This window comes from Bacillota bacterium (assembly GCA_018818595.1).
In the GTDB taxonomy this organism is placed as follows: Bacteria; Bacillota_I; Bacilli_A; order Izemoplasmatales; family Hujiaoplasmataceae; genus JAHIRM01.
This window is the reverse complement of sequence record JAHIRM010000037.1, coordinates 59,166-84,888: the sequence shown is the minus strand read 5'-3', so window position 1 is coordinate 84,888 and position 25,723 is coordinate 59,166. Positions and strand designations below refer to the sequence as shown.

32 protein-coding genes are annotated in these 25,723 nt (G+C 33.4%); 31 read left to right on the top strand and 1 reads right to left on the bottom strand.

Annotated elements, in window-relative coordinates; genetic code table 11:
* Window positions 1-4 precede the first annotated feature (4 nt).
* The 4 genes from KJ971_07240 (at window position 5) to KJ971_07225 (ending at window position 5,970) form a co-directional block, all read left to right on the top strand.
* Entirely contained in the window at window positions 5-775 is a 771-nt protein-coding gene (locus KJ971_07240; protein ID MBU1145633.1) for an ABC transporter permease subunit, read from the top strand.
* A 166-nt stretch (window positions 776-941) separates the two neighbouring features.
* Window positions 942-3,620 carry a calcium-translocating P-type ATPase, PMCA-type gene (locus KJ971_07235; protein MBU1145632.1) on the top strand — a complete coding sequence of 893 codons (2,679 nt, stop codon included), beginning with the start codon at window positions 942-944 and terminating at the stop codon, window positions 3,618-3,620.
* Window positions 3,621-3,729: 109 nt separating this feature from the next.
* On the top strand, window positions 3,730-4,263 hold the full coding sequence (locus KJ971_07230) for a hypothetical protein (protein ID MBU1145631.1): 534 nt from the start codon (window positions 3,730-3,732) through the stop codon (window positions 4,261-4,263).
* A 96-nt stretch (window positions 4,264-4,359) separates the two neighbouring features.
* Window positions 4,360-5,970 (top strand): MFS transporter, encoded by a 1,611-nt coding sequence (locus KJ971_07225; protein MBU1145630.1) that lies wholly within the window; start codon window positions 4,360-4,362, stop codon window positions 5,968-5,970.
* A 31-nt stretch (window positions 5,971-6,001) separates the two neighbouring features.
* Here KJ971_07225 and KJ971_07220 read toward each other — a convergent pair whose 3' ends face one another.
* Window positions 6,002-6,745 (bottom strand): glycerophosphodiester phosphodiesterase, encoded by a 744-nt coding sequence (locus KJ971_07220; protein ID MBU1145629.1) that lies wholly within the window; start codon window positions 6,743-6,745, stop codon window positions 6,002-6,004.
* Between the two features lie 184 nt (window positions 6,746-6,929).
* On the opposite strand from KJ971_07220, the gene KJ971_07215 reads away from it, so the two are divergent.
* The 27 genes from KJ971_07215 to secY all read left to right on the top strand — a co-directional run bounded on the left by KJ971_07215 (window position 6,930) and on the right by secY (window position 25,717).
* Window positions 6,930-8,105 (top strand): iron-containing alcohol dehydrogenase, encoded by a 1,176-nt coding sequence (locus tag KJ971_07215; GenBank protein ID MBU1145628.1) that lies wholly within the window; start codon window positions 6,930-6,932, stop codon window positions 8,103-8,105.
* Between the two features lie 701 nt (window positions 8,106-8,806).
* Window positions 8,807-9,826, top strand: coding sequence for an NAD-dependent epimerase/dehydratase family protein (locus KJ971_07210; protein MBU1145627.1), 1,020 nt, complete (start codon window positions 8,807-8,809; stop codon window positions 9,824-9,826).
* 161 nt (window positions 9,827-9,987) lie between these two features.
* Window positions 9,988-11,496, top strand: a complete 1,509-nt coding sequence (locus tag KJ971_07205) for a sialate O-acetylesterase (GenBank protein ID MBU1145626.1) — start codon at window positions 9,988-9,990, stop codon at window positions 11,494-11,496.
* Between the two features lie 91 nt (window positions 11,497-11,587).
* Window positions 11,588-13,948, top strand: a complete 2,361-nt coding sequence (locus KJ971_07200) for an ATP-dependent DNA helicase (GenBank protein ID MBU1145625.1) — start codon at window positions 11,588-11,590, stop codon at window positions 13,946-13,948.
* On the top strand, window positions 13,929-15,038 hold the full coding sequence (locus tag KJ971_07195) for a hypothetical protein (protein MBU1145624.1): 1,110 nt from the start codon (window positions 13,929-13,931) through the stop codon (window positions 15,036-15,038). Before KJ971_07200 ends, KJ971_07195 begins: the two co-directional genes overlap by 20 nt.
* 226 nt (window positions 15,039-15,264) lie before the next feature.
* Window positions 15,265-15,573, top strand: a complete 309-nt coding sequence (gene rpsJ, locus KJ971_07190) for a 30S ribosomal protein S10 (GenBank protein ID MBU1145623.1) — start codon at window positions 15,265-15,267, stop codon at window positions 15,571-15,573.
* A gap of 43 nt (window positions 15,574-15,616) precedes the next feature.
* Window positions 15,617-16,249 carry a 50S ribosomal protein L3 gene (rplC, locus tag KJ971_07185; protein MBU1145622.1) on the top strand — a complete coding sequence of 211 codons (633 nt, stop codon included), beginning with the start codon at window positions 15,617-15,619 and terminating at the stop codon, window positions 16,247-16,249.
* A gap of 29 nt (window positions 16,250-16,278) precedes the next feature.
* On the top strand, window positions 16,279-16,902 hold the full coding sequence (rplD, locus tag KJ971_07180; protein ID MBU1145621.1) for a 50S ribosomal protein L4: 624 nt from the start codon (window positions 16,279-16,281) through the stop codon (window positions 16,900-16,902).
* A gap of 1 nt (window position 16,903) precedes the next feature.
* Window positions 16,904-17,185: a 50S ribosomal protein L23 gene (rplW, locus tag KJ971_07175; protein ID MBU1145620.1), complete on the top strand. Its 282-nt coding sequence runs from the start codon at window positions 16,904-16,906 to the stop codon at window positions 17,183-17,185.
* Window positions 17,186-17,201: 16 nt separating this feature from the next.
* Window positions 17,202-18,032 (top strand): 50S ribosomal protein L2, encoded by an 831-nt coding sequence (gene rplB / locus KJ971_07170; GenBank protein ID MBU1145619.1) that lies wholly within the window; start codon window positions 17,202-17,204, stop codon window positions 18,030-18,032.
* Between the two features lie 17 nt (window positions 18,033-18,049).
* Entirely contained in the window at window positions 18,050-18,343 is a 294-nt protein-coding gene (rpsS, locus tag KJ971_07165) for a 30S ribosomal protein S19 (protein ID MBU1145618.1), read from the top strand.
* The gene (rplV, locus tag KJ971_07160; GenBank protein MBU1145617.1) at window positions 18,344-18,679 is read left to right on the top strand and encodes a 50S ribosomal protein L22; all 336 of its coding nucleotides are present in this window, start codon (window positions 18,344-18,346) and stop codon (window positions 18,677-18,679) included.
* A gap of 11 nt (window positions 18,680-18,690) precedes the next feature.
* Entirely contained in the window at window positions 18,691-19,338 is a 648-nt protein-coding gene (gene rpsC / locus KJ971_07155; protein MBU1145616.1) for a 30S ribosomal protein S3, read from the top strand.
* A 2-nt stretch (window positions 19,339-19,340) separates the two neighbouring features.
* Window positions 19,341-19,763 (top strand): 50S ribosomal protein L16, encoded by a 423-nt coding sequence (rplP, locus tag KJ971_07150; protein MBU1145615.1) that lies wholly within the window; start codon window positions 19,341-19,343, stop codon window positions 19,761-19,763.
* On the top strand, window positions 19,763-19,954 hold the full coding sequence (gene rpmC / locus KJ971_07145; GenBank protein ID MBU1145614.1) for a 50S ribosomal protein L29: 192 nt from the start codon (window positions 19,763-19,765) through the stop codon (window positions 19,952-19,954). The genes rplP and rpmC overlap by 1 nt, the downstream gene beginning before the upstream one ends.
* 11 nt (window positions 19,955-19,965) lie before the next feature.
* Window positions 19,966-20,229: a 30S ribosomal protein S17 gene (rpsQ, locus tag KJ971_07140; protein MBU1145613.1), complete on the top strand. Its 264-nt coding sequence runs from the start codon at window positions 19,966-19,968 to the stop codon at window positions 20,227-20,229.
* Between the two features lie 25 nt (window positions 20,230-20,254).
* Complete coding sequence (gene rplN / locus KJ971_07135; protein ID MBU1145612.1) at window positions 20,255-20,623, top strand: 50S ribosomal protein L14; 369 nt, start codon at window positions 20,255-20,257, stop codon at window positions 20,621-20,623.
* Between the two features lie 11 nt (window positions 20,624-20,634).
* Window positions 20,635-20,973, top strand: a complete 339-nt coding sequence (gene rplX / locus KJ971_07130; protein MBU1145611.1) for a 50S ribosomal protein L24 — start codon at window positions 20,635-20,637, stop codon at window positions 20,971-20,973.
* Window positions 20,974-20,989: 16 nt separating this feature from the next.
* The gene (gene rplE, locus KJ971_07125) at window positions 20,990-21,532 is read left to right on the top strand and encodes a 50S ribosomal protein L5 (protein ID MBU1145610.1); all 543 of its coding nucleotides are present in this window, start codon (window positions 20,990-20,992) and stop codon (window positions 21,530-21,532) included.
* 12 nt (window positions 21,533-21,544) lie between these two features.
* A complete protein-coding gene (locus tag KJ971_07120) occupies window positions 21,545-21,730 on the top strand; it encodes a type Z 30S ribosomal protein S14 (GenBank protein ID MBU1145609.1) in 186 nt (61 codons plus the stop codon).
* Window positions 21,731-21,783: 53 nt separating this feature from the next.
* Window positions 21,784-22,182: a 30S ribosomal protein S8 gene (gene rpsH / locus KJ971_07115; protein MBU1145608.1), complete on the top strand. Its 399-nt coding sequence runs from the start codon at window positions 21,784-21,786 to the stop codon at window positions 22,180-22,182.
* 48 nt (window positions 22,183-22,230) lie between these two features.
* Entirely contained in the window at window positions 22,231-22,773 is a 543-nt protein-coding gene (gene rplF / locus KJ971_07110; GenBank protein ID MBU1145607.1) for a 50S ribosomal protein L6, read from the top strand.
* A 20-nt stretch (window positions 22,774-22,793) separates the two neighbouring features.
* On the top strand, window positions 22,794-23,150 hold the full coding sequence (gene rplR / locus KJ971_07105; protein ID MBU1145606.1) for a 50S ribosomal protein L18: 357 nt from the start codon (window positions 22,794-22,796) through the stop codon (window positions 23,148-23,150).
* A gap of 16 nt (window positions 23,151-23,166) precedes the next feature.
* Window positions 23,167-23,718: a 30S ribosomal protein S5 gene (gene rpsE / locus KJ971_07100; GenBank protein MBU1145605.1), complete on the top strand. Its 552-nt coding sequence runs from the start codon at window positions 23,167-23,169 to the stop codon at window positions 23,716-23,718.
* Entirely contained in the window at window positions 23,718-23,900 is a 183-nt protein-coding gene (gene rpmD / locus KJ971_07095; protein ID MBU1145604.1) for a 50S ribosomal protein L30, read from the top strand. Before rpsE ends, rpmD begins: the two co-directional genes overlap by 1 nt.
* Before the next feature lie 12 nt (window positions 23,901-23,912).
* Entirely contained in the window at window positions 23,913-24,353 is a 441-nt protein-coding gene (gene rplO, locus KJ971_07090; GenBank protein MBU1145603.1) for a 50S ribosomal protein L15, read from the top strand.
* A 2-nt stretch (window positions 24,354-24,355) separates the two neighbouring features.
* Entirely contained in the window at window positions 24,356-25,717 is a 1,362-nt protein-coding gene (gene secY, locus KJ971_07085; GenBank protein MBU1145602.1) for a preprotein translocase subunit SecY, read from the top strand.
* The last annotated feature ends 6 nt before the right edge of the window (window positions 25,718-25,723 follow it).

Genomic DNA, 25,723 nt, shown 5'->3' with positions numbered 1-25,723 from the left:
TTTTTTGAAAAAAACAGGAATAACAATGCTTTCAATTTTCATCCTTTTTTTAGGTTGGATTATAGTCTTTGCCGTTGTAAATAATCCGTTACTTTTACCAAGTCCACTTGCTGTCTTTAAAGCTTTTTTTGAGTTGTTTACAAACTTGAAAACTCTTCAAAGCATGGGAGCAACTATTCTTAGGTTACTGCTAGCTTTAACCATTGCATTTATCATTGGAGTTGCATTAGGGCTTCTTTCTGGATTTTACCCAAAGTTCGCGACTTTCTGCTCGCCTATAGTAACGATTCTTCGAACGGTTCCTGTGATTTCAATCGTTGTGATAATGTTAATATTATTTGGTTTTGAAACTACACCTTATCTCATAACATTCTTTATGATTTTTCCTATAATATATCAAGCAACTTTTGGAGGAATTAAACAAATTGATTCTGAACTAGTTGATGTTTATAAGTTAGAGGATAATCGAATCATTACTGGACTAAAATACTGTTACATTCCTTTAATCCAAAGTCAAGTAAAAACCGCTTTATTACAATCTGCAGGACTTGGAATTAAGGTATTAGTTATGGCAGAATTTTTAGCACAAACTAAAAATTCGATTGGAAATCAACTGTACTTATCTAAAGTGAATTTGGCTTATGATCAAGTGTTTGCATGGACGTTATTATTAATTTTTCTCGCTGTTATTTTAGAACTATTAATTAATCGTTATGCAGTTATTAAAAACAAAATTACTAATGATATTTCTGTGAAAAAATCAATTACAGATTGACAATATATTTTTTGTAAGGTATTATATATTCGACATAAGGGAGTAGCTGGCGCATGATATGCGTAGTTAAATCAACATCATGGCCTAAAGCCTGGTTTAATTTTTAACAGCAAGACTTATGCACATCTTGTGCGTAAGTCTTATTTTTTTTAGAGAGGAAATTTATATGGAGATGTATCAAAAAAAAGTATCTGATGTTTTGAAAGACTTTGAAGTTCAAGAAAAAAAAGGATTGTCAAGCGAAGAAGTATTAGTAAGACAAGAGCGTTATGGAAAAAACGAATTGAAAGAAAAGAAGAAAAAATCATTCTTTCAAATGTTCTTAGATCAATTTAAAGATTTTTTGGTTATTATCCTTTTAGTAGCTGCGGGAATTTCAATTGTAATGGGAATCTTTACTGGCGAAGGATTGGTAGATGGAATTGTTATTTTGGCTATCGTCCTATTGAACGCAGTTTTAGGAGTGACTCAAGAACAAAAGGCTAGCAATGCTTTAGATGCATTGAAGAAAATGAGTTCTCCTCATGCAAAAGTATTACGAGACGGAAAAATTAGTGAAGTATCTTCCATTGATTTAACAATAGGAGATATCGTTTATTTAGAAACAGGAGATTACGTTGCGGCTGATATGAGGCTCATTGAGAGCATCAATCTTCGAATTGATGAATCCGCATTAACAGGAGAATCATTACCTGTTGAAAAAGATGCCTCTATTACGTATAAACAAGAAGTTGTTTTAGCTGAAAGATATAATCTAGCCTATATGTCAACTTTGATTTCCTATGGAAAAGCATTTGGTATTGTTACTAATATCGGAATGACTACTGAAATAGGTAAAATTGCGACAATGCTAGATGCTGTAGAAGAAGGGAAAACGCCTTTACAAAAAACAATTGATGAATTCGCAAAAGTATTAGGAATCATTTGCATTGTTGTATCGCTTGTGGTATTTGGACTTGGATTGATTCAAGGAAAAGATGTATTTGAAATTTTCTTAACAGCAATCGCATTAGCAGTTGCAGCAATTCCTGAAGGACTCACGGCGGTAATTACAGTCGTTCTAGCCTTGGGCATGCAAAGAATGGTTAAAAGACACGCAATTATTAAAAACCTTGCTACTGTAGAAACACTTGGGCAAGCAACGGTTATTTGTTCTGATAAAACAGGAACGTTAACTCAAAATGAAATGACTGTTAAAATAGTTTTTGATCTTGATAATGAATATGAAGTGACAGGTACTGGTTACGAATTAGAAGGTAATATTTTATTACATGATAAAATCGTAAAACCGACTGGAAATTTAGATTTAATCTTAAAAACTTGTTTGCTTTGCAATGATGCTATTTTAGAAAGTAAAAATAAAGTATTAGGAGACCCAACGGAAGCATCCCTTTTGGTTTTAGCTGAAAAAGGTGGATATTCTATTGAAAAAACAAAAGAAAAGTATATACAAGTAAATGAATATCCTTTTGATTCAACAAGAAAGATGATGACTTCGATAAATAAGATAGATGAAAATTATATTGTTTTAACCAAAGGGGCTTGCGATCAATTAATTAAACAATGTGATCGGATTCAAATTAACGAAGAAATTAGAAAAATCACCCCAAAAGACATCAAAATGATTTTAGATAAAAATGAAGAGTATTCTACAAAATCATTCCGAGTATTAGGATATGCATACCGTGAAACCGATGATTATAAGTCAATGGATTTAGAGCAAGAATTAATTTTTCTTGGATTAACCGCGATGATTGATCCGGCAAGACCAGAAGCAAAAGAGGCAATCGCGAAATGTCATAAAGCCGGTATTCGAGTGATGATGATTACAGGGGACCATTTAACAACGGCTAAAACCATTGCTACAGAATTAAACATATTAAAACCTGGGCATTTAGCTTTATCAGGTGAAGAAACAGCAAAAATGTCCGATGAAGAATTTGAAGATGCCATCATGAAATGCGATGTGTTTGCTAGATCAACTCCAAAAGATAAAATTCGTATCGTTGAAATTTTACAAAAAAATGGAGAAGTTGTTTCCATGACGGGGGATGGAGTCAATGATTCTCCAGCATTAAAACAAGCAGATATAGGTGTTGCGATGGGAATCACTGGAACCGAAGTATCAAAAGAAGCCAGCAACATGATTTTAACAGATGATAATTTTGCTTCAATCGTTAGCGCGGTTGAAGAAGGAAGAATAATCTATAGCAATATTCGAAAATTCACAATTTATTTAGTTTCTTGTAATATTGGAGAAATTCTAGTTATTCTAGTTGCAATGATTTTTGGTGGAATTTTCGAACAATACATTCCACTACTTGCGATTCACCTGTTATGGATTAATTTAATGACCGATTCTTTTCCAGCTTTTGCTTTAGGAATGGAAAAAGGCGAACCAAACATTATGGATCAAAAACCAAGAAACACCAAAGAAAAATTATTAAACAAAAAAACATTAGTAAAAATAGTCATTCAAGGTCTTGGACTTATGCTAGCCGCACTTGCAAGTTTTAAAATAGGATTAATCTTACCTGATGCTGATTTAGCTCAAGCAAGAACCATGATTTTTGTTACCGTTATTTTCGGGGAATTATTTAGAACATATTCTGCTCGTTCGGAAACAAAATTCTTATTTCAAATGAATCCATTTGATAATAAATATGTGAATTTATCCGTCTTTTTCTCTATCGCACTTTTAATGTTGCTTGTCTATGTTACTCCACTTGCAGCTATATTTAAAATCGAAGCATTGACATTAATTGAGTTATTGATTGCCGCTTCATTAGGGTTTGTTCCTATGCTATTTGGTGAATTTACAAAGATTTTCCATGAATCAAGATAAAATAGAAGCAGTTGCACCACGCAACTGCTTTATTTTTTCACTTACAGTATTGAAAAAAATGATAATTTAAGGTAAAATTATAAATAACTTATTTTTAGGAGGTGATTGAATGAAAAATAATATTACCCGAAACATAACATTAGATAAAAACGAAAAAATATTGAAGAATTTTAAAGGTCTAAAAGCAAAAGGGTGTTTGGCTCAATTCCTTTTAACCGATAGACGTCTAGTGTTATTAACTTATGGGCTATCTCTTACAAGAGGTCGAAAAACAAAACAACGCAAGATGAATGAAATTGAACTAAAATCAATCCATCGTTTTGAATATTATGTGGAGTACATCAATCACAGATTTCTTCTGAGACTTTTAGGACTATTAATATTTTTAGGATCAGCTTATGCTGTGTATTTAATATACGCAGGTCAACTTACAATTCCTGAATATCCTTACTCCTATTACTTAAATTATGCAGGAGCCGGACTCTTAATGTTGATTGGATTATCGTTCATGTTTAAGGTAAAAAAAACGCTTCATTTAAAAATTAAATCAGGTTTGGAAGAAAAAACATCTCTTGCTTTAAAAGCAAATAAGTACAACGAACTTGCTCTTAGATATCTTGCAAGTAAAATTCATTTAAATTAAACACCAAATCGGTGTTTTTTTTATAATTTGATATAAGCAGAAATCCATTCTATGATATAATATTATAAAATCAAAAATAAATATTCGAGGTGAATTATGAAATTAGATACTAAAAAAGTTTTTTTAATTGGCTTAGCCTTTTTCTTGATTTCTTTATTTTGGCAAACTTATGATTCGGTCGTTACAAAAATTCTAATTGACAAGTTTGGTCTTAATCAAACGTGGTCTGGTGTCGTTATGGCAATGGATAATGTTCTTGCCTTATTCTTGTTACCGTTGTTTGGAGGATTGTCTGATAGGACTAATTCAAAGCGCGGAAGAAGAACGCCTTATATTATTATCGGAACTGTTATAGCTGCTTTTGCGTTTGTCACTTTGTCCTTTTCTGACAGTTATCAAACCGCAAAAATTGAAAGTCAAACTTCCATTATTGAAGACTATGGTTCGATTCAGACAGCTGATTTGAATGTAACAGAATGGAATACCATTTTTTCTGTAATGACAGCAGAAAGAACAACCGCTTTATCCACTCAAGAAATAACTCAAGATATATTTGATACATGGCAAGAAAAAATTGCTACTCCAATTCAAAATATTCTAGATGATAATACAGCAAGTGATGCTGTTATAGATAGTTCCGAAACAGAATTGCTTCGAGATTATTATTATTCTTATTTAAGCAATCGCGCTTGGGAATTAACAACCACAAATCCTACGATATTTATTGTTTTTATTGTCACTCTATTCCTTGCGCTTATCGCGATGTCAACCTTCAGATCACCAGCCGTTGCTTTAATGCCGGATGTGACCATAAAACCACTTAGAAGTAAGGCAAATGCAATTATTAATTTAATGGGAACCTTTGGTGGAATCTTATCCATTGTTATATTAACATTATGGGGTCTTGATAAACAATCTTATGTTAATTACACTCCTGCCTTTATCACTGTTGGGGTTTTGATGCTTGTATTACTCGCAATTTTCTTATGGAAAGTAAGAGAACCTAAATTAGTTGCTGAAAGAGAAGCCGACGATATTCGTTATGGATTAACCGAAGAAAATGAAGCAAAAGTTTTAGGAGAAACCGTAGAAGAATTATCAAAAGAAAAAAGAAGAGCATTATTCTTAATTCTATTTTCTGTATTCTTATGGTTTATTGGATACAATGCGGTAACCACTAAATTGTCAGATTATGCTCCTAAAGTATTGAATTTAGGATATGCAATGCCTTTGTTAATCGCTCAAGGAGCAGCTTTAATTGCTTTTGTTCCTATCGGAATTTTAGCAACAAAAATCGGAAGAAGAAAAACAATATTAATGGGAATTACTCTTTTGACTTTTTGCTTTGGGTCTGTATACTTTATTAACGAAAGTACCGCAGTATTTATGTATGTTATTTTCGCATTAACAGGAGTTGGCTGGGCAACCATCAATGTAAACTCTTATCCAATGGTCGTTGAATTAAGTAAGGGGTCAAACGTTGGAAAATATACAGGGTATTATTATACCTTCTCTATGGCGGCACAGATTTTAACACCAATTTTATCCGGTGTTTTAATGGATTTATGGGGAAGAAAAGTATTATTCCCATATGCAACTTTATTTGTTGCGTTAGCCTTTATTACAATGTTCTTTGTAAAACACGGAGATGCAGCTATTATTAAAAAAGATTCGATACTTGAAAATTTTGATGTAGATATGGATTAACCAAATAAAGACAAAAGAAAAACAGACCTTTTTAGGGTCTGTTTTTTGGTTCAAAATATTCAAATACCGAATTATGATAATGAGCTTTCATCCAATCAAATTGTTCTTGTGTTGTCGAAGCATAGCCAATTACGACTCGGCCTTTTTTCATTTGTCTATCAATAAATCGATTTGGCATGTCTTTCATACCATAATTAATAAAATCAGGTTTTGTAAGAAAATTTAAAGCCATTCTTTTCATCAAAAACTTCGTCGTTTTTTTTATGGTTAAATCGTCTGTAAAATACTCTGTAATTTGTCCTCTAACAATTTCGGGATGATGCTTTTTAAACCACATAAGAATGGAAGGGTGAAATGAATGCATAGCCCAAACTCCTTTATAATCTTTCATTGTATCCACAAAGTTTGAACATAATGTTTCAAAATTTCCATAAGGTTTCAATTCAATCAATAAAGGAACTTTTGCATCAATAAAATCAAGAACGGTTTTAAGTGTTGGTATTTTTTGAGCAGATTTTAAAATCGTTAAATCTTTGATTTCTTCAAAGGTAACGTTTTTTAAATACTCATTTACACCACAAAGACGATTTAAATCTTTGTCATGAAAACAAACTATGGTTCCATCTTTTAAGACATTAACATCAAATTCTATTCCATAACCTTTTTCCATTGCCTTTTCAAAAGCGATTAGAGTGTTTTCTGGGATGATTTGATCTAAGGTGTGAAGACCTCTATGAGCTATTAATGTTGTTTTAATCCATTCTAAATCACGCATTATTTTTCCTCCAACTCTAAATAATTCTTCTATTATATTATAACACTTTTTCTTTAAATCAAAACCTTGATTTTACAATAGGGCATCATTTTTTAAAGGATGTTATAACAGAAATTCATCGAGATAAACTTCTCACAAATCAAATTGACTTATGCTATAATAAAAAGTGAAGGAGTGTGGATATATGGAAAATTTTCGTTTTTTTAGTCCCACAGAATTTATATTTGGAAAAGATTCTGAACTTGAAATTGGAAACTTATTAAAAAAAGTAAAAGCAAAAAAAATATTAATTCATTTTGGAGGAGGTTCTATTATTCGAAGTGGATTATTATCAAGAATTGAAACAATACTTAAGGAAGAAAAAATTACCTATTTAAAATTAGGTGGAGTTCTCCCAAATCCAAGAAGTGGATTGGTATATGAAGGAATTGAATTATGCAAGAAAGAGCAAGTTGATTTTGTATTAGCTATTGGCGGAGGATCTGCAATTGATTCCGCAAAAGCCATTGCAGCGGGAGCGAAATATGATGGCGATTTTTGGGATTTTTACGATCAAAAAGCATCGATTACAGATGCGCTTCCTGTAGGGGTTATTTTAACCATTCCAGCTGCTGGATCTGAAGGATCCCAATCTAGTGTAATCACCCTAGAAAACGGAATGTTAAAAAGGGGAACAGTTAGCAAATTTTATAGACCTGTTTTTTCAATTATTAATCCCGAACTAACTTATTCTTTACCTATGTATCAAACTGCAGCAGGTATTGTTGATATGATGAGTCATATCTTTGAAAGATATTTGACAAAATCAAAAGGAGTTCAATTAACTGATCGTTTATCAGAAGCAACCCTTATTTCTATCATAGAAGCTTCAAGACAAATTTTAATTAACCCAAACGATTATGAAGCTAGGTCTACAATCTGTTGGGCGGGAACGATTGCACACAATGGAATCTTAGGCGTTGGAAGAATAGAAGATTGGGCAACACATGGCTTAGAACACGAACTAAGCGCTTTGTACGATGTAACACATGGTGCAGGGCTTGCAGTGATGTTTCCTTCTTATATGCGCTATACTGTAGACGAAGATGTTAATCGATATTATCAATTAGCGACGACTGTTTTTGGGGTTTCAGGAAATTTACAAAACAAAAAAGAGGTCGCTTTAAAAGGAATTGATGCTTTGGAATCCTTTTTTAAAGAAATAGGAATGCCGACTTCGTTTAAAGAAATTAAAGCCAAAGAAGAAGACATCGATAAACTTATTGAGAAATTGAAAGTAAATAGAGGAAACCATTTTGGCTCTTTTAAAAAGTTATCTTTAGATGATGCGAAAAAAATATATATGTTCGCTTGCAAGTAAAAAAATAAGCTGAAAAATTAAATATTTTCAGCTTTTTTCTTTGAAGTTTGATTTGAAAACAGATGTGAGGCATACGCAAATAATTTTCTTTAAAAGAAATAGATTAAACTGAAAAAATAATGTGTAAAACTATGCAAATAGTGTTCATTTGACCATTGTATATTTATAAGGGAAGCGTATAATGAAATTGATGATTAAAATGCATTATTTAGACGGGAAAACAATTTATAGATCAACTGAAATTCTTAGTAATATAAATTATTTTCAAATGGCACTTTACCAATAAAAAAAGAAGATATTATATACAAGGAGAAAGGAGGAACGCATATGGAATTCAAAAAACCAGCACCAAAACCAGAAGTAAAACCAGCACCAAAGCCAGCACCAAAGCCAGAAGTAAAACCAGCACCAAAGCCAGCTCCAAAAACATTCGGAAAAAAATAGTTGCGAAACCTTAAAGCATTGACATAAAAAATGTTTGGTTTTAGGGCCAATAAACATTGAACGAAAGAATTGATGGTGAGAAATCGCTGGCAATTCTTTTTGTTTGTTTAATCAACTAAACGCAATTGATACGCTTTCGTTCAAACTAGAAATAAACCTTATCACCCTCCAGTATCTTAATAGTGAACCTTTGTTTACTTTTTATAGAATGAAGTATATAATTAATATTGTAGATAACAATGAGGAGATGTATTAATATGAAATGCTTCGTGACTGGCGCTACGGGACACATTGGAAATGTACTGGTAAAAGAGCTGTTTGAACAAGGATATTTTGTGACTTCTTTAGTCTTGCCAAAAGACAATTATAAAATGATTGAAGCCTATTCTGATATTGTAATTGGAAACATTTTAGATTATGAGTTTTTATTAAAATCAATTAAAGATTTTGATGTTGTTTTTCATTTAGCGGGCATTGTTGAAATTGGCACTGGAAACAAGAAAAATATTTTCAGAGTAAATGTCGAGGGAACAAAAAACATTGTAAAAGTATGCCAAACAAATCGTATTAAGCGTCTTGTTTATACTTCAAGCGTTCATGCGATTCCGGAACTCCCTAAAGGAGAACTCATGATGGAAGTAAATGAGTTTGATCCTAAATTTGTAAAAGGACATTATGCTAAATCTAAGACAATTGCCACTGATTTTGTTTTAAATCAAACTGACCCAGAGTTAGAAGTAGTGATTTGTCATCCTTCAGGAGTGATAGGACCCTACGATTATCAACTATCAAATGTAAGTCAATTATTTATCGATTTTTTGATGGGAAGACTTACCGCTTATTTAAATGGAGGATATAATTTTGTTGACGTTCGTGATGTTGCAAAAGGCATAAGACTCGCTTTTGAAAAAGGAAATGACAAAAATTGCTATATCTTATCAGGGCATGAAATTACGGTCAAAGAATTGCTAGATTCTATTTCGCTTCATACTGGAAAAAAGAAGATCAAAACAAAACTTTCTTATTGGTTTATACTGTCAATGAGTTATTTTGCAGAAATATATTATAAAATCGTGAGACAAAAACCATTGTTTACGCATTACTCTATTATTGTATTGAATTCTAATTATCATTTTTCTAATGAAAAGGCAAGAAACGAGTTAGGGTTTACTTCAAGAGATATTCAAGAGTCTATTCAAGATTCGATTTTATTTTCGAAACAAAATTATTTAACAAAAAAAGGAAAAAAATATTATAGAAAATCAATAAAAACTTAATTAATACAAGTCAGATACTAATTTATCTGGCTTTTTTCTGACGAAAAACGAAAATAAAAAAGAATTATTTACAATACGTTCAAAGATTCATTTTTACATTTACAAAAAATAAAATACTGTTATAATGGATGTTAGTTTGTTTTTTACTTGGAGGCATTACTATGAAAGAAAACTTTAATTTAGCACCAATTTTTACTGATTATATGGTTTTTCAAACCGGAAAGCCAATCCATATTTTTGGGTCATGTAAAAAGGGAGTTGAAATTAAGGTTTTATTTTTTAATAATGAAGTTAAAATTAAAACAAAAAGTAAGCAATTTTTAATTGAGCTTCCTTCATCCGAAGTTGTAAAACAAGGGTTCTCATTTACAGTTGTTTCTAAAAGACAATCTAAAACCATCTATAATTGCTTAGTTGGAGATGTATATTTAATTGCAGGAGAGTCAAATGTTGAATTTCCATTAAAAGAATCAAACGACACTTTGATACAAGAACAAGCACTCATTCGTTATTTTGATGTACCGTCACTTCCTTATGAAGGTGCAGAGAAAGAATTTCCTACAATCTATAAATCTGATTCCAAATGGTTAATTTGTGACAAAGAATCACCACTTTGTTTTAGTGCTTTGGGATATTACATTTCTCATAATATTTTTGAAAATATCCGAATTCCAGTGGGAATTATTTCATGTAATTACGCGAATACATCTATTTTTTCTTGGATGAATTATCAAGATATTCTTGAAAACGAAAAACTTCGAAAACATCTAAAAGAGTATCAAGAAGAAATTTATAAATTTTCAACCACAGAAGAATATGATAAATGTTATAAAGAAAAAGTATACGAGCTTCAAGACTATGAAAATAAATTAAAATCTCTTTCACAACAAGGGGTAAAAATCTCGCAAATTGAAGACACTAATCTTCTTGGGCCTAAGCCCGAATTGCCTATTGGACCAAAGCACCCGAATCGACCTTCTGGAATATATAACTCAATGTTAAAAACGATTTTTCTCTGTCATTTAAAAGGAATTATATATTATCAAGGGGAATCAGATGTTAAAAATGATTCCTTTTATCAAGAAGCGTTTCAAACGCTTGTGAAAAGTTGGAGAAGAGAATTTAATAATTTGAGACTTCCTTTCTTTTTTACCCAAATTGCGGGGTATAATTATCCGCTTCATGAATCTCAATGTGTTTCTAATATAAGGGATGCACAAACAAATTGTATCAATCCTAATAATCAAGTCTTCATGGTTTCTGCCATTGATGTTGGCGACGAATTTGATATTAATCCAAAAGACAAATGTGTCATATCACAAAGAATTGCGAACGTCATTTTAGAAAAAATCTATCATACAGGAAAAAACTCGCTTTCCCCAGCTTATTTTAGTTACCAATTTTCAAAAAATAAATTAATTATTTATACCCAGTTTAATCATCTCAATCTTGTTTCAAAATCAAGACAAAATAAAGGGATTTATTTAAGCGAAGATGGGCTGTTTTTTTATGAAACCAACAAAGTGGAATTAATGAATAATCAAATTGTAATCTCAAACATTAAAAACATTAAGGAAGTAAGATATGCAATTCAGCCTTATCCGATTTGCGACATCTATTCTTCAAACGAATTACCATTACTACCATTTAAAGTTAAGATTGATATTTAGTAAAACCAAAACAAGTTTTTGGTTTTTTTTTATCCTTTTAGAAAATGTAAATAAATGAACCAAAATATTGTATAATAAAGACGGTGATAGAATGAAAGACTTACGAGTTAGCGCAAAAGAAATCGCTGAATTGTTATATGGAAGTGGGAATATAACAAGCGATCGTATTACGCTTGCAAGAGCGCAAGAAGGAACGCAAATTCATCAATATTGGCAAAACAAATATAGCGAATGCGATCAAAAAGAAGTCTTTGTTAAGACCGATTTTTTTGAGGAAGAAATGCATTTAGAAATCACTGGAAGAATCGATGGAATTTTATTAAGAGATAATAAACTAATATTAGAAGAAATTAAATCGACCTATGTTGACTTTGAATATTTAGATGAAACTTCATTTCCTAGTCATTTGGTTCAAGCAAAACTATATGCATACCTTTATTCTTTGGAAAAGAAATTAAAGAAAATTGAGATTTGGTTAACCTATATCCAAGTAGAGGACAAAGAAATTTATAGGATTGAAAAAACAATTACGTTTAAAGTGCTTGAAACTTTCTTCAATAAAATAATCCATAAATATTTAGAGTGGATTAAGCGTCTCAATCGGCATGAAGAAGAAAGACAAAAATCAATTGTTGGGTTAAATTTTCCCTTTCCAGAATATCGACTAAACCAACGTGAATTAATGGCCAATATTTATCGCTCCATCTTAGAAAAAGAAATTTTATATGCGATAGCTCCTACCGGAATTGGCAAAACCATCGCGACGATTTACTCAGCATTAAAAACAATTCATATGCCAAGACAGAAAATTTTTTATTTGAGTGCAAAAAACGATGGAAAACAAATTGCTCTCGATACGATAGCTTTATTAGAAGAAAAAGGATTAATCGCTAAAACTTGCGAAATAACAGCAAAGGATCCTATGTGTTTTTTAAAAGAAAGAGATTGTGATCCTGCAGTTTGCAAATACGCCAACGGCTATTACAAAAAACTATATAAAGCTTTATCAGATCTCTTAGAAAACGAATCCATTTATTCCAAAGATATCATAAAAAAATACGCTAAAAAACATAGTGTTTGTCCTTTTGAATTATCTCTTGATATTTCTAATTATTCCGATATTATCATTTGTGATTACAACTATGTTTTCGATCCTAGAGTTCATCTGATTCGGTATTTTGAAGACACAGTCTATCAACCAATTTTACTTGTGGATGAAGCACATAATTTGGTTTCTAGAAGTAGAGATATGTATAGTGCAACGTTAAGTAACGATACGTTTATAAAACTCAAAGGATTGGTTCGTTTTTTAAAACCAAGTCCAAAAAGAGAAATTTCAAACATACTTGATTTGTTTATGGAAATGGAACTTGAACTTCTTGAAGTTGACTTCATAAAAAAAGATAATTTAAATGAATTTTTCATTCAGACATTAAGGAAATTGTTAGTAAAATTTGATCAAGCGCTTTCATCGGATAAGAAAATTATTAATCGAAGTTTAATCGTTGAAATCTATTTTGAAATTTATCAATTTGTGAAAGTCAGCGAGTTTTACAATCAAGAATTTGTCTTTTTGTTAGAGCGAAGCGAACAAATTATTCAAGTGTCGATTAAATGTTTAAATGCAAGCGAATTTATAAAAAGCACGATAACAAACTTTGCACAAGCCTGTACTTTTTTTAGTGCTACACTTGATCCAATTTATTATTACAAAGCATTATTAACTGGAGGAATTGGAAAAGACGTTAAAATGATTTCTTCGTTCAAACAAGATAATTTATTGTTACTGGCTGTTGACTCTGTTTCTACAAGATATCACGACAGACAAGATTCCATACAAATAATCAAAGATGTAACAGACGCTTTAATTCATAGCAAAAAAGGAAACTATATTTTGTTCTTTCCATCCTATCAATATTTAAATTTGCTTTTAGATAATCTCAATTTAAACCCAGATCAATTTGATGTGATTATCCAAAGAAAGGAAATGACATTAAAACAACGTTCTGACTATTTGATGATGTTCAAAACTTCAAGTGAAAAGACTCAAATTGGTTTGTTTGTTATGGGAGGAATATTTGGTGAATCCATTGATTTGATTGGAGATATGTTAAGTGGTGTTTTAATAGTTGGGGTTGGGCTTCCCGCTTTAAGTCCTTATAACAATATTTTAAGATCCCATTTTGACCAAGAATTTCAAAGCGGGTTTGATTTTGCTTATACGTATCCTGGATTAAACAAAGTTATTCAAGCTGTTGGACGAGTGATCCGTTCTGAGACAGACAGAGGGATAGCGATTTTACTTGATGACCGATTTACTTCCAGAAAATATATGCAATTATATCCCAAAGAATGGAGCCATATTACAACACTTAATCAACCTAAGAAGATAAAAAAAGCGTTAGACTATTTTTGGAAAGAAGAGGAAAATCATGAAACTTTTAAAAAATAAATTTGTTCGAATTCTTTTAATGATTTTTGAAATTATTTTAGTACTATTGGTTACGATTAACTTTCCAATTACGAATTTTAGCGACAAAGTAACCGATACTTCTTATGAATCATGGATGAGCGAAACCTTAGATTCAAGCGATTTGATAAAAGACGTTGCCCTGCTTGGCGCACACGATGCCTTTACAAGTAAAATCAGTTATTTTAGCCAAGTAGATCTTTTGTCTGCCGATTCCATACAAACCGGAATAACTGGAGCGCTTATTAAAGGATTTTCTGTCAAACAATCCAGAACGCAAGTTTCGGTTGTAGAAGATCTTTTAAATCATGGGGTTCGTTATTTTGATATTCGTTTGACTTATAACGATTCCAAAGAAGCTTGGTATACATCTCACACTTATTTTAGTTTGGAATTTTATCCAATTTTGGAAACCATTTCTGTTTTTTTAGAAGACCATCCAGGAGAATTTATATTGTTAGATATTCAGCATGTAAATGGCGCGGATTATGAAGACGAATCTACTTTTTTAGAAATCTATCAATTATTTGAGGATTCAGGTATTCTCGATTTTGCTTATCCAGATAATCTTAAAGATACCTCTTTGATTACATACGCAGACGTTACTTCAAATCTTACCAAAGCAGGAGTACTCATTTTTTCAAAATTTAACGAAACGAGTCCTTTGTTTTGGAGTTATGGATATTGCATTCGATCAGCCTGGCCAAATTTAGATCAATTTGACGAAGTATTTTTATTTTTAGAAGAAGAAGCATCTCTCATTGAAACTGGAAATGCATTAACGGGAAATCAAATGAGTGAAAACTTAGACGCAAGAGATAGTCAAGAAGCGTTTAGAGTAATGCAAGCTGTTGTAACCATGCAAATGAACGGCACAGGAATTGTAAATGCATTATTGACTTGGTCCTTGCTTGAAAGGGCGAAAGATTTCAATCATCAATTGCTTGAACAAACCCAATTTTTGACCTGGTTAGAAACCATGCCCATCGTTATGGTGGATTATGCAGATACCAATTCATATAGCTTTAATGACGAATTAATGCAAATAATTATTGATTTTAACCAAAATTAATCACTATTCTATTATATAAGGAAAAAATACCTGTAAATCGATAAAAAAGACTTGCTTTATTGATTAAAATTTGCTAAAATAGTCAATGCCTGTCAAAAGCAGGAAGGCATAGACTTGTGAGGTTGCTGACACACACGTAAGCGTTGTTATGACGAAGCGTAAGAGGTTAGGGAATTTACAACGAGCCAGTATATAAGCTAAATTATATGCAAAGGAGGAGCAATAAATGGCTGCAAATCAAGTTATCAGAATCAGATTAAAATCTTATGATCACAGATTATTAGATCAATCAGCAAAGAAAATTGTTGATACGGCAAAGAAAACAGGTGCTACAGTATCTGGACCGATTCCGTTACCAACGGAAAAAGAAATCTTCACGGTTTTAAGAAGTCCTCATGTTAACAAAGATTCTCGAGAACAATTTGAAAGAAGAACTCACAAACGTTTAATTGACATCGTGAATCCTTCAGCAAAAACAATTGATTCGTTAATGCATCTCGACTTACCATCTGGTGTCGACATTGTATTAAAGTAATAAAAAAAGAAATAGTAACAAAAAATTTATAGGAGGTGTACTCATGGCAAAAGGTATCTTAGGAAGAAAAGTAGGAATGACTCAAGTGTTTGACATTGAAGGTAGATTAATTCCGGTTACAGTAATCGAAGTTACTCCAAATATTGTCTTACAAAAGAAAACAGTTGAGACTGATGGATACGAAGCGATTCAATTAGGGTTTATGGATAAAAGAGCTAACATAGTCAATAAACCACTTACTGGTCACTTTGAAAAAGTTGGAACAACACCTAAGCGCTACATAAAAGAGATTCGTCTTTCTGGAATGATGGAATACGAAGCTGGCCAAGAGGTAAAATGTGATATATTTGCCGCTGGTGATTTTGTAGACGCAACAGGAACTTCAAAAGGGAAAGGTTTTCAAGGTGTGATTAAGCGTCACAACTTCCATACCGGACCAATGGCTCATGGATCAAAATATCATCGTGGTGTTGGATCAATGGGAGTTATTGCTCCAAACCGTATTCGAAAAGGTAAGAAAATGCCTGGTAGAATGGGCTTTGAAACTGTAACAATCCAAAATTTGACAGTAGTTCGCGCTGATGTCGAAAACAACATTTTGTTAGTAAAAGGAAATGTACCAGGAGCAAATAAATCATTAGTTATAATTCAAAATGCAATTAAAAAACAAAAATAGGATAAATATCGTTGAAAGGAGGATTTGCTATGCCTAAATTAGCATTGTTAAATCAAGCAGGAGAATCTGTAGGAGAAATTAACTTAGCTGATTCCGTATTTGGAGTTGAATCAAATCAACAAGTCATTTATGACGTAGTGAAAGCACAAAGAGCTGCTATGCGTCAAGGAAATGCAAAAACCAAAACAAGGACAGAAGTAAGAGGTGGCGGCCGTAAACCGTTTCGTCAAAAAGGAACAGGACATGCTCGTCAAGGATCCATTCGTGCACCACAATGGGTTGGTGGAGGAGTTGTTTTTGGCCCAATTCCACGTAGTTATGATTATAAAATTAACAAAAAAATTCGTCGCTTAGCTTTAAAGATTGTTTTATCTGATAAAGTACGCGAGGAAGGTATTATCGCTATAAATCAATTAGTGTTAGAGACTAATAAAACCAAAGGGATGGTTGAAGTCTTAAACAATTTAAAAATGACTGGAAAAATTATGTTATTACTAGATGACGTAAATGAAATGGCGGATATTGCATCAAGAAATATTCCGAACGTTACAACCGTTACATATGATCACATCAGTGTATATGATGTAATGAATACAACGCATATTATTGCAACCGAATTAGCTTTAAAGAAAATCGAGGAGGGATTAATTTAATATGGACAAATATCAAATAATAAAACGCCCGCTCGTTTCTGAAAAGTCGACAAAATTATCGGAAAAAGGCAAATATACCTTTGAAGTAGATAAAAACGCAAATAAAATCCAAATCAAAGAAGCAATTGAATCTATCTTTGATGTGAAAGTCACAAAGGTAAATGTCATAAACGGAATGGCCAAAGCAAAAAGAGTTGGTCAACATTCTGGATTTACAGCCGCTGTCAGTAAAGCTATCATTACGCTTGCTGAAGGTTATAAAATCGACATTTATTCTGCGTAATAGGAGGACTTAAATAATGGCTATTATCAAGTATAAACCACTGACACCTGGTTTACGAGGAATGACAAAGTTAGATTACAAAGAATTATCAGATGTCAAGCCAGAGAAATCACTTCTTGCCCCACTTAAAAAAGAGGGTGGAAGAAACAATCAAGGTAAGATTACCGTTCGTCATCAAGCTGGTGGCGAAAAAAGAAAATATCGTATTATCGACTTCAAACGTAATAAAGATGGAATTAAAGGAAAAGTAGCTTCTATTGAATACGATCCAAATCGTAGTGCAAACATTGCCTTAATCCATTATCTTGATGGCGAAAAACGCTATATCATCGCTCCAAAAAATTTGACAGTCGGAATGACTATTGAATCTGGAGAGGGTGCCGATATCGTTGTTGGAAATGCTTTACCAATTAAAAACATTCCTGTTGGTACCGTGATTCACAACATCGAATTATATCCTGGAAAAGGCGGTCAATTAATTAGAGCAGCTGGAACGAGTGCTCAAATTCTAGGCCGTGAAGAACGATATGTATTAGTACGATTAAAATCTGGAGAAGTTAGACGGATTTTAGGCGTATGCCGCGCAACCATTGGCGAAGTTGGTAATGAATTTTACGAACTTGTTAATCTTGGTAAAGCCGGAAGAAAACGTCATATGGGTGTCAAACCAACCGTTCGTGGTTCGGTTATGAATCCAGTTGACCATCCTCATGGAGGTGGAGAAGGAAAACAACCTGTTGGACATCCATCACCATTAACGCCTTGGGGGAAAGTAGCACTTGGAATGATTACTAGAAAATCTCATAAATCTAGCGATAAATTAATCGTTAGACGCAGAAATAAATAAGGGAGGAGGAACTCAATATGTCACGTTCAGTAAAAAAAGGTCCGTTTTGTGATGATCACTTAATGAAAAAAGTGGTTGAAGCAAATCGATTAAATTCAAAAAAAGTCATACAAACATGGTCAAGACGTTCTACAATTTTCCCACAATTTGTTGGACTAACCCTCGGAGTACATAATGGAAAAGAACATATTCCAGTATATGTTACAGAAGATATGGTTGGACACAAATTAGGAGAGTTCTCTCCAACTAGAACTTATCGCGGCCACGCCGACAAGAAAGTTGTAAAAAAATCATCAGGAGGAGGCAAATAGATGGAAGCTAAAGCATGTGTAAACACCGTCCGAATCGCCGCCCGTAAAGTACGTTTAGTTGTAGATTTAATTCGAGGAAAAAACATTGGAGATGCTTATGCAATTCTTAGAAATACACCTCGAGGAGCAACGAAAACAGTTGAAAAATTATTAAAATCTGCGGTAGCTAATGCAGAACATAATTATCAATTAGAGCAAAAAAATCTATTCATTAAAGAAATTTTTGTTGGTGAAGGAAAAACGCTTAAAAGAATGCAACCACGCTCTCAAGGACGTGGATTCGCGATTTTGAAACGAACTAGTCACATTTACATTACTGTGGCAGAGAAGGAATAAGGAGGAATTTTATGGGACAAAAAGTCAGTCCAATAGGACAACGCATTGGCATCATTCTCGATTGGGAATCTAGATGGTATGCGAATAAAAATGATGTAGCCGATTTACTACTTGAAGACATTAAAATTCGTGACTTATTAAACGAACTCTACAAGAATGCTAGTGTTTCTAAAATTGAAATTGAGCGAAGTAAATCAAGAGTAATTATTACTGTTAACACTGCAAAACCTGGTATGGTCATTGGCCGTAACGGAGAAACTAAAAATGCAGTTGTTGAAAAGTTAAAACTTTTATCAAACAAAGAAGTCTTTTTGAATGTAGTTGAAATTAAACGTGCAGAATTAGATGCAAAATTAGTTGCAGAAAGCATTGCAAAACAATTAGAAAATCGTGCTTCATTTAGAAGAGTGCAAAAAGTTGCGATTCAACGCGCTTTAAAAGCCGGAGCAAAAGGATGCAAAACATTAATTTCTGGTCGTTTAGCAGGTGCTGAAATGGCGCGTAGTGAAGGATACAGTGAAGGAAATGTACCTTTACATACTTTAAGAGCAAACATCGATTATGCATTAGCAGAAGCGAAGACAACCTATGGAAAATTAGGAGTTAAAGTATGGATTTATAAAGGTGAGATTTTGCCTTCGAAAAAGGAGGCTAGGTAATTATGTTAATGCCTAAAAGAACTAAATATCGTCGTCCACACCGTGTGAGCTATGAAGGCCATGCAAAAGGTGGTACAGAAATATCGTTTGGCGAATTCGGATTATTAGCTTTAGAAGGCGCGTGGATTACCGCTCGTCAAATCGAAGCAAGTCGTATTGCGATGACACGTGAAATGAAACGTGCTGGACAAGTATGGGTTAAAATATTTCCACATTTGGCTAAAACGAAAAAACCTATGGAAGTTCGGATGGGATCTGGAAAAGGTTCTCCTGAAGAATGGGTTGCTGTTGTAAAAGAAGGATTAATCATGTTTGAAATTGCTGGAGTTCCTGAAGACGTTGCAAGAGAAGCATTAAGACTTGCATCTCACAAACTTCCAATTCGGACAAAGATTATTAAGAAAGAAAGTGGTGATTCAAAATGATGCACGTTAAAGAAATTCGCGAAATGGACACCGCTACCATTTTAACTCAAATTAATAACATGAAAAAAGAAATGTTTGATCTTCGTTTTAAACATGCGACAGGTCAATTGGAAAACACTGCACGTTTAAGTACTGTAAGAAAGACAATCGCTCGTATGAAGACTATTCTTACCGAACGAGAAAGTAAGTAGGGAGGGTATCTATGGAAGCAAATGTAAATCGTAAAGTATTTACCGGAACAGTCGTCTCGGACAAAAACGATAAGACCATTACTGTTTTGGTAACCACTTATAAAAAACATCCAATATATAGCAAACGAGTTATTTCGTCTAAAAAATTCACAGCTCATGATGAATTAAATCAAGCGAAAAAAGGCGATGTAGTGAAAATTACAGAATGTCGTCCTTTATCTCGCTTAAAACGTTTCCGTTTAGTTGAAATTGTAGAACAAAACGTGATTCTATAATGAGTGCTGAAGGGAGGAAATTATAATGATTCAACAAGAGAGTAGATTAAAGATAGCTGACAATTCTGGTGCACGTGAAATTTTAACTATTAAAGTTTTAGGTGGTACAAGTCGTAAATATGCCAATATAGGTGATGTGATTGTTGCGACAGTGAAAGCAGCTACTCCTGGTGGTTTAGTAAAAAAAGGTGAAATCGTGAAAGCGGTTATCGTAAGAACAAAGAAAGGTGTTAGTCGTCCTGATGGCTCACACATAAAATTTGATGACAACGCTGCAGTTATCATTAAAGATGACAAGAGCCCTAAAGGAACTCGAATCTTTGGACCTGTTGCAAGAGAGTTAAGAGAAGCGGAATTTACAAAAATTGTTTCCTTAGCTCCAGAAGTATTATAAGGAGGGTTATCATGAAACTAAAAAAAGGCGATAAAGTCGTTATAATCTCTGGTGCAGACAAGGGAAAACAAGGTACAATTTCTAAAATTATAAAAAAATCAGAAAGAGTATTACTTGATGGTGAAGGATTAAGTAAAGTTAAGAAACATTTAAAACCATCTCAATTGAATCCTGATGGTGGAATTATTGAACTTGAAAAACCAATTCATGCATCAAATGTAATGCTTTTAGATCCAAAAACAAAAAAACCTACAAAAATTGGTTTTAAAACAGTTACAAAAACAGTTAAGAAAAAAGAAGTTACAGAAGTAGTTAGATATGCAAAAAAATCTGGCGAAGTCTTAAAATAATGGAGGGAGTTAATTGATGAATCGTTTACAAGAAAAATATAAAAGCGAGATGATGCCCGCTTTAATGGCAAAATTTAATTATTCTTCCGTCATGGAATGTCCAAAAGTTAGTAAAATAGTTATTAACATAGGAGCTGGAGACGCAGTTGCGAATCCAAAAGTATTAGATGATGCCGTTAATGAATTGGCAATAATTACAGGTCAAAAACCACTTGTGACAAAAGCAAAAAAATCCATCGCAAGTTTTAAACTTCGTGAAGGAATGCCGATTGGTTGCAAAGTGACACTTCGTGGTGAAAGAATGTTTGAATTCTTAGATAAACTCATTACTATTGCATTACCACGTGTTAGAGATTTTCGTGGAATTAATCCAAAAGGATTTGATGGTCGCGGGAATTACACTCTAGGAGTAAAAGAACAGTTAATATTTCCAGAAATTAATTACGATAAAGTAAATAAAATTCGCGGAATGGACATTGTCATTGTTACAACAGCTAAATCGGATCAAGAAGGTCTAGAACTGTTGAAACTATATGGCATGCCATTCAAGAAAAACTAAAGGAGGCGTACTATGGCTAAAACATCGATGAAAGTCAGACAAAAACGTGGTTCAAAATTTCCAGTTAGAGACTACACAAGATGCGAACGTTGCGGACGTCCTCATTCTGTATACCGTAAATTTAAACTATGTCGTATTTGTTTCCGTGAGTTAGCTTATCTTGGACAAATACCTGGCGTTAAAAAAGCAAGTTGGTAATATAATATGATGAAAGTAAATTCCTATGTATCAAGGAAGGAGGCATAATTAATATGGTTATGACAGACCCAATCGCGGATATGCTTACAAGAATCCGCAACGCAAATCAAATGAAACATCCGACCGTTGAAATTCCAGCTTCGAAGTTAAAAGTTGAAATTTTAAGTTTGCTTAAAAGTGAAGGATATATTACAAGCTTTGAACGAGTTAAAGATGGAGTTCAAGGAATGATAAAGGTTACTTTAAAGTATTTAGTTAATCAAGAAAGAGCGGTTAGAGGTTTAAAGAAAATTTCAAAACCAGGATTAAGAGTATATGCTAAAACGGATGATCTTCCCAGAGTTTTAAACGGTCTCGGAATTGCGATCGTTTCCACTTCTCAAGGTATTATGACTGATAGAGAAGCTAGAAGAAAACAAGTTGGTGGAGAAGTTTTAGCTTATGTTTGGTAATCAAAAAATACAAAATCTAAATAGAAATTATGGAGGTGCAAGAAAGCTATGAGTCGTGTTGGCAAACAATCAATTTCAGTTCCAAAAGGCGTAACAATTACCGTTGACAGTGCAAATCATGTCACGATAATTGGTCCAAAAGGAACATTAGAATTTACATTTAATAGTGATATGAAGATTGATTCTGCTAATAATGAAATTTCTGTAACCCGACCATCTGATTCATTACGTCATCGTGCTTTACATGGTACGACAAGAGCGTTATTGAATAATATGGTTAAAGGTGTAACTGAAGGCTACGAAAAAATCCTTGATATCAAGGGCGTTGGGTACCGTGCTTCATTAAAAGACAGTAATACATTAATAGTAAGTGTTGGTTATTCAAATCCAGTTGAAGTATTGATTCCGGAAGGAATTGTAGTAGAAATCCCTCAAAATACAGAGGTTCATATTAAAGGAATAGATAAACAAGCAGTAGGAGAATTTGCTGCTAACATTCGTAAGATACGTCAACCAGAACCTTATCAAGGTAAAGGTATTAGGTATCGTGGCGAATTTGTACGTCGTAAAGAAGGGAAAACTGCGAAGTAATAGCAGAGAGGTAATGAACTATGTTTAATCCAGTAGATAAAAATGCTCAACGGCTAAAAAGACATTTCCGTATTAGAGCACACATTAAGGGAACAACTTTAAGACCTCGTTTAAACGTTTTCCGTTCCAGTAAAGCAATTTACTGTCAAATTATTGATGATACATTACGTGTTACATTAGTTTCAGCTTCTTCTTTAGAATTAAAAGAAGTGAATGGCGGTAATGTGGAAGGTGCAAAAGCCGTTGGTACATTGCTTGCAAAGAAAGCGTTAGAAAAAGGAATTAAAGCTGTTGTGTTCGATCGTGGAGGATATTTATACCACGGTAGAGTCAAAGCATTAGCCGAAGCTTGTAGAGAAGCAGGGCTAGAATTCTAATGAAGGAGGTAACCCTATGCTAGAGAATAATGCAAAGGACGGAAGAGATAGAAAACCGTCTCGCACATCTCGTGTGAAAAAAAGAGAAGAAAAACTCTATGATGAAAGAGTTGTCAATATTGGCCGTGTAACCAAAGTTGTTAAGGGTGGTAGACGTTTCAGTTTTTCTGCTATAGTTGTTGTTGGAGATCACAAAGGTAACGTTGGATTTGGAACCGGAAAAGCAAGTGAAGTTCCTGATGCAATTAAAAAAGCGATTGAAGATGCAAAGAAAAACTTAGTGTTAATTCCTATGAATGGAACAACCATTCCTCATGAAATAACAGGTAGATATGGCGCAGCAAAAGTCTTTTTACGCCCAGCAGTTGAAGGAACCGGTGTCATTGCAGGTGGACCTGTACGTGCCGTTTTAGAGCTTGCAGGAGTAGAAGACGTTTTAAGCAAATCATTAGGATCAAACTCACCAATCAACATCGTAAGAGCGACCATGGAAGGATTGAAAGCACTTAGAAGTGTTGAAACAATCGCAGCAATTCGTGGACTTACAGTTGAGGAGGTCTTAAAATAATGAAAAAATTTAAAATTACTTTGATAAAGGGATTAATGGGTCGCAAGCCAAATCAAGTAAAAACAGTGAAAGCTTTAGGACTTACTAAACGCAATTCTTCAGTTGTTAAAGAAGAAAGCGATTCGATTAATGGTATGATCAATACAATTAGTCATTTAGTTACAGTCGAAGAAGTCAAGTAGGAGGTGCCCTAAATGAAATTACATGAATTAAAACCAGTTGAAGGCGCAACTCATTACAAGAAACGTGTTGGTCGCGGGACAAGTAGTGGAAATGGTAAAACAGCAGGACGTGGAACCAAGGGTCAAAACTCGCGTACTGGTGGAGGAACCCGTTTAGGTTTTGAAGGTGGACAAACTCCTCTTTTCAAACGTTTACCAAAACGAGGATTCACAAACTTTTTCCGTAAAGAGTATGCGGTTGTCAACGTAGAAGATTTAAACAATTATAAAGCTTCAACAATTATTACACCTGAATTATTATTAAGTGATCGTAAGATTAATAGTTTGAAAACCGGTGTTAAAGTATTAGGTAAAGGAATTCTCAATGTTAAACTTACTGTCAAAGCTTCGAAATTTTCGGCTTCTGCAAAAAAAGCAATTGAAGATGCCGGTGGCGTCGCAGAGGTGATATAACAATGGAAACTTTAAAAAAGATATTAAAGAATAAGGATGTCCTAAAGAAAATCGGATTTACTTTACTTGTATTTTTAGTTTTCAAGTTATTAACTTATGTAACAATGCCTTTAATCGACGCTTCATCTCTTGCTGGTTTATTTGAAAATAGCGGATTTTTAGGAATCGTGAACTCCATTTCTGGAGACGCACTTAGAAATTACTCTGTCATCGCACTTGGAATTAGTCCATACATTACCGCGTCAATCGTCATTCAACTTTTACAAATGGACATCGTTCCATTCTTAAAAGAGTGGGGAGAAGAAGGCGAAGTTGGACGTCAAAAAATTAGTCGTGCAACCAGATATTTAGCTATGATTCTTGCTTTTATTCAAGCAATTGCTATGACGTTTGCTTTTAATAGTTCTCAAGAGTCCTTATTTCAATTTGGAGTTTCGGACTGGGCAAACGCTCACAATCTGTGGTTCTTAGTTTATTTCTATATTGCAGTTGTTTTAACTGCAGGTACTGCATTTATGATTTGGTTGGCGGATCAAATCACATTAAAGGGTATTGGAAATGGATCATCGATGTTAATCGTTGGTGGTATCATTTTATCATTTCCTGGAACAATAACTTCACTAGTACAATTTTATATTTCTGATCCAAATTCAGTATTAGATACTGTTTATTCAGGACATGGAACATGGAGTGGATATTTGTTGTTTGGAGTTAGTATGCTTATGTTTATCATTGTATTAGTAGGTGTTACCTACATGCAAGATGCGGTGAGAAAAGTACCGATTCAATATGCAAACCGTCCAGCAAATTCTAAATTTGCTGGTAAATCTGAGTCAAATATACCCATTAAAATTAACACAGCAAACGTAATCCCGGTTATCTTTGCGTCTATTTTGTTATCTTTACCAAATACGGTTTTCAGTTACATTAACTGGGGAACTTCCACTGCAGCAACCTCTGCACAAAATTGGTTAGGACAAATCTTCTCATATAGTCAACCGATTGGTTTCTTATTCTATATCGTGCTTGTATTTGTATTTACGTTCTTCTATTCGTTTATTTTGATAAAACCAGAACAAATGGCAGAAAATCTACAAAAACAAAATGCATATATTCCTGGAGTTCGCCCTGGGTATGAAACAGAAGCCTATATTACTAAAACATTATTTAGAGTGACTGTAATTGGAGCTTTATATCTAGTAGTTATCGCAAGTTTACCAATTATTACTTCGATGATTTTAGGACATTCATATGCACACATTGGCGGAACATCCTTACTCATTATCGTTGGTGTTGCCTTAGAGACGGCAAAGCAAATCGAAACAGATACTCAAGAAAAAACGTACGCTGGATTTATGAGATAACGGGTG